This window comes from uncultured Limnohabitans sp., assembly GCF_937889215.1.
In the GTDB taxonomy this organism is placed as follows: domain Bacteria; phylum Pseudomonadota; class Gammaproteobacteria; order Burkholderiales; family Burkholderiaceae_C; genus Limnohabitans_A.
Genome location: NZ_CALBEX010000062.1, coordinates 1 through 9,377, shown reverse-complemented (window position 1 = coordinate 9,377; position 9,377 = coordinate 1). Strand labels below are relative to the sequence as shown.

The 9,377-nt window shown below is 63.4% G+C and carries 6 protein-coding genes and 1 pseudogene; 5 read left to right on the top strand and 2 right to left on the bottom strand.

What is annotated here, in order from left to right:
- Nucleotides 1–537 (bottom strand): annotated as a pseudogene (locus Q0341_RS01475) (glutamine-synthetase adenylyltransferase); the annotation flags it as partial.
- 25 nt (nt 538–562) lie between these two features.
- Between Q0341_RS01475 and Q0341_RS01470 the strand changes: the two are divergent.
- From Q0341_RS01470 to Q0341_RS01455, 4 genes are read left to right on the top strand one after another with little or no spacing between them, the layout of a single operon-like run.
- Nucleotides 563–4,708, top strand: a complete 4,146-nt coding sequence (locus Q0341_RS01470; RefSeq protein WP_299510064.1) for a YhdP family protein — start codon at nt 563–565, stop codon at nt 4,706–4,708.
- Complete coding sequence (locus tag Q0341_RS01465; RefSeq protein ID WP_299510063.1) at nt 4,705–6,783, top strand: PAS domain S-box protein; 2,079 nt, start codon at nt 4,705–4,707, stop codon at nt 6,781–6,783. Before Q0341_RS01470 ends, Q0341_RS01465 begins: the two co-directional genes overlap by 4 nt.
- A complete protein-coding gene (locus tag Q0341_RS01460) occupies nt 6,780–7,445 on the top strand; it encodes a response regulator (protein ID WP_299510061.1) in 666 nt (221 codons plus the stop codon). Before Q0341_RS01465 ends, Q0341_RS01460 begins: the two co-directional genes overlap by 4 nt.
- The gene (locus tag Q0341_RS01455; RefSeq protein WP_299510060.1) at nt 7,442–7,933 is read left to right on the top strand and encodes a C40 family peptidase; all 492 of its coding nucleotides are present in this window, start codon (nt 7,442–7,444) and stop codon (nt 7,931–7,933) included. Before Q0341_RS01460 ends, Q0341_RS01455 begins: the two co-directional genes overlap by 4 nt.
- Nucleotides 7,934–7,943: 10 nt before the next feature.
- Here the strand turns inward: Q0341_RS01455 and Q0341_RS01450 are convergent, their stop codons facing one another.
- Nucleotides 7,944–8,120, bottom strand: a complete 177-nt coding sequence (locus tag Q0341_RS01450; protein WP_299510059.1) for a hypothetical protein — start codon at nt 8,118–8,120, stop codon at nt 7,944–7,946.
- Here Q0341_RS01450 and Q0341_RS01445 point away from each other — a divergent pair.
- On the top strand, nt 8,119–9,300 hold the full coding sequence (locus Q0341_RS01445; protein WP_299510058.1) for an MltA domain-containing protein: 1,182 nt from the start codon (nt 8,119–8,121) through the stop codon (nt 9,298–9,300). The genes Q0341_RS01450 and Q0341_RS01445 overlap by 2 nt on opposite strands.
- Nucleotides 9,301–9,377 lie beyond the last annotated feature (77 nt).

Here is a 9,377-nt window from a genome sequence, read left to right as displayed (position 1 = left end):
CCGGGTCTGGCCGTCTTCGTCGTACACATAAATCAGGTCGATGTCGCTCGACACATTCAGCTCGCGGGCCCCGAGCTTGCCCATGCCGATGATCCACATCTCGGCCCGCTCGCCGCTGGCCTTGATGGGCGCACCGTGCAGCGCGTCCAGGTCTGCCGAGACTTGCTGCCAAGCGATGTCGAGCGTGACTTCGGCCAACCAAGTCATGCCGTGGGTGACCACCGCCAAGTCAGCCTGGCGGCTGCAGTCAAGACTGGCCAAGCGCTCCAATGTGAGCTGGCGCAGCACACGCAGAGCAGCGCTGGTGTCCAGGCCTTGGGCTTGCAAGGCGGCGTAGGCCGCATTCAGGCTGTCTCGGCTCGGGGGGCCGGGGGGCAGCAGCGGCAATTCAGAGGCGTAGCGGCGGTGCAAGCGCTGCACAAAGCGCGAATACAAGGACAAATCAAGGGGCAATTGCGCAGGGCAGGGCGCACCGGGGGGTGAAACAATTGAGGAAGCGGGGTCAGAACGTTCGTCCGTGGACTGGCTGCGGGTCATAATTCCTGCTGACTTTCTAATTCATATGTTTGTGCCGTCTTCACCCACCTGGCCCCCCACCGAAGCCCCGCTGCGCCCCTGGCTGGCGAGGCTGGTTCGGCTTGTTTTGTGGGGCCTGCTGGTCGCCGGGCTGGTGTTGGGCCCGGCCTGGGCGACGCTTCATTTTTGGATTGTGCCGCGAATCGCCGAATTTCGCCCTGCCCTGGAAAGCCTGGCCCGCCAATCGCTGGGTGTTCCTGTGCGCATCGGTGGGGTGTCAGCCCAAAGCACCGGCTGGGTCCCGTCTTTTGAACTGCGCGACATCGAACTGCTGGACGCGCACGGCCGCCCCGGGCTGCGCCTGCCCCGGGTGCTGGTGGCGCTCAGCCTGCGCTCAGCCGTGCTGGGGCAGCTGGAGCAGCTGGTGCTGGACGCGCCCGAGCTGGAAGTACAGCTGACCGCAGACGGCCAATGGCGCATAGCGGGCATGACGTGGGGGGCCACGCCGCAAGGAGATTCGGCCGCCGGTGACTGGTTGTTCTCGCAACGCGAAGTGGTTGTGCGCAGTGGGCGTGTGCACTGGCATGGGCCAGGGTCAACACCCGGTGCCCAAGCCCCCTTGACGCTGCGGGATGTGGATCTGGTGATCCGCAATTCGGCACGCCAGCACGCGCTGCGCCTGGATGCCACCCCACCAGCCCTTTTGGGCAAGCGCTTTGTCCTGATGGGCCAGTTCAAACGGTCTTTGCTGTCGGTGCATGCCGCACGCTTGGCCGACTGGTCGGGCCAGGGCTACGCCCTGCTGCCACAAGTGGACCTGGCGCAACTGCAAGCGCAGGTGCCCGCCCAGCTGATCGCCGAAAAGATACCTGTGCCCACCCAGACCCAAGGCCAGGGGAGTTTGCGACTTTGGGCCGACATCGTCCAAGGCCAGTGGCGCGGCGGCGTGGCCGATGTGGACCTGAAGGGACTGCGCGCCCAGCTGACCCCCAAGGGACCACCGCTGGGATTCAAGCAACTGTCGGGGCGGCTGGGCCTGCAGCTGCACGCCGAAGGCTTTGTGGCCGAAACCCACAACCTGGCTTTTGTCAACGATCAGGGTCTGCACGGGCCAGGGGGCCATGTGTCCTTGGAGGTCACGCACGCACAGGCCAGCCGTCCTGCCAAAGGCCTGCTCAAGGCCAGTCAGCTGGACTTGCAAGCCCTGCAAACACTGGCCTTGGGGTGGCCGCTGGATGCATCGCTGAGCCAGACGCTGCGGCCCGCCTTGCAAGAGCGCAGCGTGTCAGGCCGCGTGTTGGATTTGCAAATGCGCTGGCAAGGGCCTTGGCGGCAGCCTGAAACTTACGAGGCACAAGCCTCGGTTCAAGGCCTGAGCTGGTACCCGAAAACGGCCACGGCACAGGCCTCGAAGGCTGCCACCAAGTCCGCATCGCAGAGCCCCACTTGGCCGGGCCTGCGGGGCATGGACCTGAAACTGACGATGAACCCAACCGGTGGGCACATGGCGCTGAACGCAGGGGCGGGCAGTGCGGTGTGGTTGCCCGGTGTGTTGTCGCCTGCCATGGTGCCGTTGCAAACACTGCAAGCCAGCGCACGCTGGGAACGCCAAGGGGCCTCCGCCCCAGGCGCCCAAAGGTGGCATGTGCCGCAATGGCAGCTCAAACTGGCCAATGCCGACCTGCAAGGGGCCTGGCAAGGCCAATGGCAACCCGCGCCCAACGGCCAAGGCCCCGGTGTGTTGGCCCTGAAAGGCGAAATCACCCGAGCCCAAGTCTCGGCGGCCCACCGTTACTTGCCGCTGAGCCTGCCGCAATCGCTGCGCGATTACCTGCGCGAAGCCTTGGTCAAGGGCCGATACGACAAGGTGCAAATGCAACTCAACGGCGATTTGGCCAAACTGCCCTTTGCCACACCACAAGAAGGCACGCTGCGTTTTTCTGGCCAATTGAAAGACGCTGTCTTTGACATGGTGCCCACCACCCCGCGTAACGCGGACGATGCTGCTTGGCCACGGCTGCAGGCCCTGAAAGGCCAATTGACTTTTGATGGCTTGGGCATGCAGCTGAGCGATGCCAGCGCCCGCTGGGGCGAAGGCGACGCGGCGGTCACGCTGCAGGCCTCTTTGGTGGACATGGCCAACATGCACGACGCGCCCGTGCTGCGCGTGCAAGCTGAAAGCCAAAGCAACGCCGCGCCTTGGCTGCGCTTGGTGCAGCAATCGCCCCTCGACAAACTGCTCTCAGGTGCGTTGCGCCACGCCCAAGGCGAGGGGCCCCTCAAAACCCGCGTTGATCTGCGCTTGCCACTGCTGGCGTTGCAAAAAACTCAGGTGCAAGGCAGCGTGCAATTCAGTGACACCCGTTTGCGCGTTTTGCCCGGCACACCGTGGCTAGAGAAACTGCAGGGCACGCTGCAGTTTCACCAAACCGGTTTTGGAGTGGCCGCCTTGAAGGCACAGCTGTTGGGTGGGCCTGTGCGCATCGATGGCGGGCTGCGGCCATCTGGCACTGGAAACAAGCCACCCGCGTTGCAGTTTCAGGCCAAAGGCCGGGTGAGTGCCGAGGGTTTGCAGGGCGCGCAGGCGTTTTATCCTTTGAACCTGCTGACACAAAACGCCAGCGGGGCAACCGACTACAGCGCAGAACTGGCTTGGCAACAAGGGCAGCCCACGCTTTCGGTGCGCAGCCGTCTGGCTGGCTTGGCATTGCCATGGCCCGCCCCTTTGGGCAAAACAGCGGACAGTGAACGCAACTTGTCGGTCCAAATCCAATCCCGGACGTCTGCACAAGGGCCGCAAGACGAAATCCAAGTGGCGCTGGGCAATGAGGCACGGCTCACGTATGTGCGTGATCTGAGCGGGGCCGAGCCCCAAGTTGTGCGCGGCATCATGGGCCTGGGTGTCACGCCGCAGCAAATGCCCACACTGCCCGACTCCGGTGTCATTGCCAACATGGCCATAGACCGCTTGGACGTGGACGAGTGGTTGGCCCTGGTGCCAAGGGCCAACACACAGCCCAACAAGCTGCAACAAAACGCACCACCAGCATGGCAAAGTTATCTGCCCACCCGCATCGGCCTGCGGGTCAACACCTTGGTGGCCAATGACCGCCGATTGCACCAAGTGGTGGCGGGCGGCACGCGTGAGGGCGCGCACTGGCAAGCGAACATCGACGCCACCGAACTCAATGGCCATGTGGCGTTTCGCCAATCTTTCGGCGGACAACCCGGTCAGTTGTTTGCCCGCCTGAACCGCCTGAACCTGCCGCCGTCCTCGGCCACTGCGGTCGAGTCTTTGCTTGAGGCGCCGCCCGACAGCCTGCCGGCGCTGGACATTGTGGTGGATGCGCTCGAGTTGCGCGGCAAAAAATGGGGCCGCATCGAAGTCGAGGCCATCAACACACGGGGCAACGCCACCCCTTCGTCCAACGCGCCAGCGGCCTCCGAATGGCAAGTGAAAAAGTTCAACATCACCCTGCCCGAAGGCAGCTTCAAAAGCAACGGCCGTTGGCTGGCCGCACGCGAGGGCGTCGCCCTGCGAAAAACCGAAATGAATTTTGTGCTCGACACCCAAAATGCCGGGCAACTATTGGCCAGACTGGGTACGCCCGATGCCTTGCGCGGCGGCACTGGCCAGCTCGAAGGCGTGATCAGCTGGCAAGGGTCGCCCCTGACCTTGCACGTCCCCAGCATGAACGGTCACTTTGAGGTGCGCATGGGCCAAGGCCAGTTCCTCAAAGCCGATGCGGGAGCCGCCAAGCTGCTCGGTGTCTTGAGCCTACAAGCGCTGCCCAGGCGTTTGTTGCTCGACTTTCGGGATGTGTTTGCACAAGGGTTTGCCTTTGACTCGGTGCAAGGCGATGTGACCATCGTGCACGGCATGGCCAACACCCGCAACCTGCAAATCAAAGGCGTCAACGCGCTGGTGTTGCTGGACGGCTCGGCCGACATCGCTCAGGAAAATCAGAAATTGCGGGTGCAAATTTTGCCCATCGTGGACACCGGCACCGCCTCGTTGCTGGCGGGCCTGGCGGTGAATCCGCTTGTGGGTTTGACCACCTTTGTGGCGCAATGGCTGCTGCAAAACCCCCTGGCTCGCGCTTCGGCCCAAGAATTTTTGGTCGACGGCAGCTGGCAAGCGCCCCGGGTCACGCGGGTCGAGCCCCGCAGTTCCACGACAATGCGGCCATGACCCCCGATGCGCTCAAGCGCCTGACCCTCACCCTGAAAAAACGCGCCGCCGCTGGTTGGCTGGCGATCGAAGACGCCCTGCCCGGCGGGCGGGGCCGACGGGGCTTGTGGAGCGCCCTGATCGCTTTGGTGTTGGCGCTGCTGGTGACCTTGGTCTGGCTCGCCGGCCGCTACGAAGCCAGCCAACTGCAAGCCGAACTGGAGCGCGACACCGCCGACGCCGTGAGCGATCTGCGCACGCAACTCGCCCGTCATGTGCAAGCCTTGCAGGGCCTGCAATCGAGCCATCCCACCGAAGCTTTTTGGCCCATGGAAGCGCAAGCCTTGCTGCGCGAAAACCGCGACTGGATGCGGGTCGAATGGCGCGACAAAGCCATGGGCTTGAAAAACTTTGCCGACTCGCCCCTGCGCAGCCCGGTATTTGACCGCGCCCCCCGTGCGGAGACCCTGAACGAAACATTGCAAGCCTGCATGCGGGCGCAGCGCAGCAACGGGGCCACTTACTCCAGTTCTTATTTTCTGCCACAAGCCGATGGCTTGGGTTTTGAAGTCATGGACATGTGCCTGCCCAACACACGAGACGGTCAACTTGTGGGCTTCACCGTGGTCACCTACAGCCTGCAAGAGTTGCTGCTAGAGCGCCTGAACGGCCGCTATGGTCGCCGCAACGAGGTGTCGTTCACCGAGCCTGACGGCACCCGATTGGCCATTGCGGGCAGCCAACGCCGGGGCTTTCGGGTCTTCACCGCACAACAACTGCTGGACCTGCCCGGCAACACTTTGGTGCTGCGCATGGACGGCCGCCGCAGCGAGCCCGATTTGTTCCCCAATGTGCTGACCGCGCTGGTGACCGGCATGTCGATTGCGCTGATTTCGGTGATGGTGCTGCTGGCCAAGGATTCACGCCGACGGTTGAAAGCCGAAAACGATCTGGCCGACGCGCTGGCCTTTCGCAAGGCGATGGAAGACTCGCTGGTCACCGGCCTGCGGGCACGCGACCTCGATGGTTGCATCACGTATGTGAACCCGGCTTTTTGCCAAATGGTTGGACTGCAAGCCGATCAACTGACCGGGCGCAACGCCCCCATGCCTTACTGGCCGCCCGAAATGGTGGACGAGTACCAACAACGCCAAGCGATTCGGCTGGCGGGCAATGCACCGCCGCGTGAAGGTTTTGAGTCGGTCTTCATGCGCCCAGACGGCACCCAATTTCCGGTCCTGATCATCGAAGCGCCGCTGATCAGCGTGCAAGGCCAGCAAACCGGCTGGATGGGCGCGGTCATTGACATCAGCGAGCAGCGCCGCATTGAAGAACTCTCCCGGGCCAGCCAAGAGCGGCTGCAGGCCACCGCACGCTTGGCCACAGTGGGCGAGATGGCGTCCTTGCTCAGCCACGAACTGAACCAGCCACTGGCCGCGATCGCCAGTTATGCCAACGGCTCGCTCAACTTGTTAAAAGACCCGCAGGCCGCGCCCCAAACCCTGGACGATGTGCACATGGCCTTGCGCCGCATCGCCGAGCAAGCCGGTCGCGCTGGCCGCGTGATCAACAGCGTGCATGACTTTGTCCGCCGCCGCGATCAAGACCGCGAAGCCGTTGCACCCCAAGTTTTGTTCGACGCCATTGCCCCGCTGGTCAACCTGCAAGCCCGTAAATTACAGGTCAAGGTGCACACCCGCATCGAGGCCAAATTGCCGCTGGTGCTGTGCGACCGCACCATGGTCGAGCAGGTGCTGCTGAACCTGGCGCGCAACGGCATGCAGGCCATGGACCAAGCTGACCGTGCCGAGCGGGTGCTGGTGCTGCAGGCCCGGCGCGCCGCGTCGAACGCAGAACAAACTTGGGTGGAGTTTTCGGTCACCGATGTGGGCGTGGGCATCACGGACGAGGTGGCGCAACAGTTGTTCACGCCCTTCTTCACCACCAAGGCCGAAGGCATGGGGCTGGGCCTGAGCCTGTGCCGCACGGTGGTCGAACAACACGGCGGCCACCTGGCGTTTGAGGCACTGGCCCCCAAAGGCACCGTCTTTCGCTTCACCTTGCCCGCCATCATTTTGGATAAGATCCCGGCATGAATTTCACCGACGCGCCCACTGTTTTTATTGTCGACGACGATGCCAGTGTGCGTGAAGGCATGGCGTGGTTGCTGCGCACCCGGCGCTTGTTGAGTGTGTCGTTCGAAAGTGCCGAGGCCTTTTTGCAGATGTTGCCCACCCAAGCCCCGTCTGCCGCTTCTGGGTCAGCCCATGCGCTGGCCCACCCCCGCCAAGCAGCCTGCATCTTGCTCGACGTGCGCATGCCGGGCATGAGTGGGCTGGCCTTGTTTGAGCGCTTGTTGGCCAATGGCTTGGCGCGGGCTTGGCCCGTGATCTTTTTAACCGGCCATGCCGATGTGCCCACGGCAGTGAGCAGCGTCAAACGCGGCGCTTTTGACTTTTGTGAAAAGCCTTTCTCAGACAACGCGCTGGTTGACCGGATCGAGCAAGCACTGGCCCTGTCACAAGAACGCCTGACCGAACACCTGCAGCAAGAACACCTGCAATCGCGCCTGTTGGAATTGACCGATCGCGAACGCGATGTGATGCAACTGGTCGTCGATGGCCTGCCCAACAAACTGATCGCCGACCAACTCGACATCAGCGTGCGCACCGTCGAAGTGCACCGCGCCCGGGTGTTTGACAAGATGGACGTCAAATCGGCCGTGGAACTGGTCAAGCTGATGCGGGCCTTGGCATGACCATTCGACGACGCTGGCTCTTGGGGGGCTTGGCCTTGGCCTTGGCGGGCTGTTCATCGGCCCCCACCCGACCACGCCAAGCGTCACGTCGGCCAGCTGGCCCTTACAACAGCGTACGCAACGACTTGGCACTGGTGGCCTTGTCTTTGCTGGACTCTCCTTATGCATGGGGCGGACGCGGCCCAGCCACCGGCTTTGATTGTTCGGGGCTGGTCGCCCATGTATACCGCGAAGGTGGCGGCATCCGCGTGCAAGGCAGCGCCGCCGATCTGGGGCGTCAATCGCAGCCCATCGACCGTGATGCGCTGTTGCCGGGCGATTTGGTTTTTTTCAACACCTTGGGCAAACGCCATTCCCATGTGGGCGTGTATGTGGGCGATGGCCGCTTTGTACACGCCAGCAACCCGCGCACCGGGGTGCGCATCGATTTGCTGAGCAACCGCTATTACGCCCAGCGCTTTGAAGGCGCGCACAGCCTGCTGGACTGAGACGCAGGCGTCACCGTGACTTGTCTTCAGGCGCACTCGGCGCAGCACTGGGTGACGCCTCCTGATCCGAATCCTCTGAATGGGCCTGTGGCAATTCACCTTTTTTGCGGCCGGAAAACATGGTCCACCAGACAATTGCGATGAAGATAAACAAGGCCAGCAAAGCTTCCAGCAAAATCAGACCCATGCAAAAACCCCATTTCTTGACCCGCCGCCCGCATTGGGCCAGCTTCTGGATGGCCGCGATTGTAGGCATGCTCAGCGCCTGTTCGGTTGCACCCGTGGCACAAGACCCGCCCGCACCCGGCCCATCTGCAGCAAACCCCTCTGCGCCTGCGCTTGTAACAGTCGATGACTCGCGCCCCTTGCCACCCGTTCTTGTGCGAGCGCAAAGCCGTTGGGTCCCGGTGCGTTGGTCCGAGCTGCCTGGGGTGGACACCGACGCCGTCAACGAAGCTTGGCCTGCTTGGCTGCAAAGCTGCCAACTTTCTGGCCCGGAATGGAAACCGCTGTGCCCTGAAATCGCGCAGCTGGCCAACGCCAGCCCCGAACTGCAGCGCCGCTGGATGCGAGAGAAGCTTCAGCCTTACCGCGTCGAGGCGCAGGATCAACGCAACGTAGGCCTGCTGACCGGTTATTACGAGCCGACCTTGGTGGGCGCACGCCGGCCTCAAGGCGCATTCCAAGTGCCGCTGTACGCGCCGCCTGCGCAACTGAGCCCGCGCAAACCTTGGTTCACCCGTCAAGAAATGGAAACCTCCTCGGCTGCCCGCGCCGCACTGCGCGGCAAAGAGCTGCTGTATTTGGCCGACCCGGTGGACACGATGGTGTTGCACATCCAAGGCTCAGGCTTGGTGAACGTGACCGAGCCTGACGGCCGCCAGCGCTGGGTGCGCATGGCTTTTGCAGCGACCAACAACCAGCCCTACAAAAGCATCGGCCGCTGGCTGCTCGACCGCCAACTGATTCGCGACGCAAGCTGGCCCGGCATCAAAGCCTGGATAGACCGCAACCCCTCACGGGTGGACGAGCTGCTGTGGCAAAACCCGCGTGTGGTGTTCTTCCGCGAAGAAGCCTTGCCCGTGGGCAGCCTGCCGCCCGGCCCCAAAGGCGCACAAGGCGTACCGCTCACCGCCGAGCGCTCGATTGCGGTGGACCGCCGCAGCATCCCCTACGGCACCCCGGTGTGGATGAAGTCAACCGGCCCCCAAACCCATTTGGACCGCCTGGTGCTGGCCCAAGACACCGGCACAGCCATCGTGGGCGCCGTGCGGGCCGACTATTACGCAGGCTCCGGCCCGGCGGCGGGCGAGCTGGCCGGACGCCTGAAGCAACCCCTGCAACTGTGGGCCCTGTGGCCACGCTGACCCGGATGCTTTTGACCAGATGACTTTGACCTGCCGCCCCGGCTGCGCCGCTTGCTGCACCGCCCCCTCCATCTCCT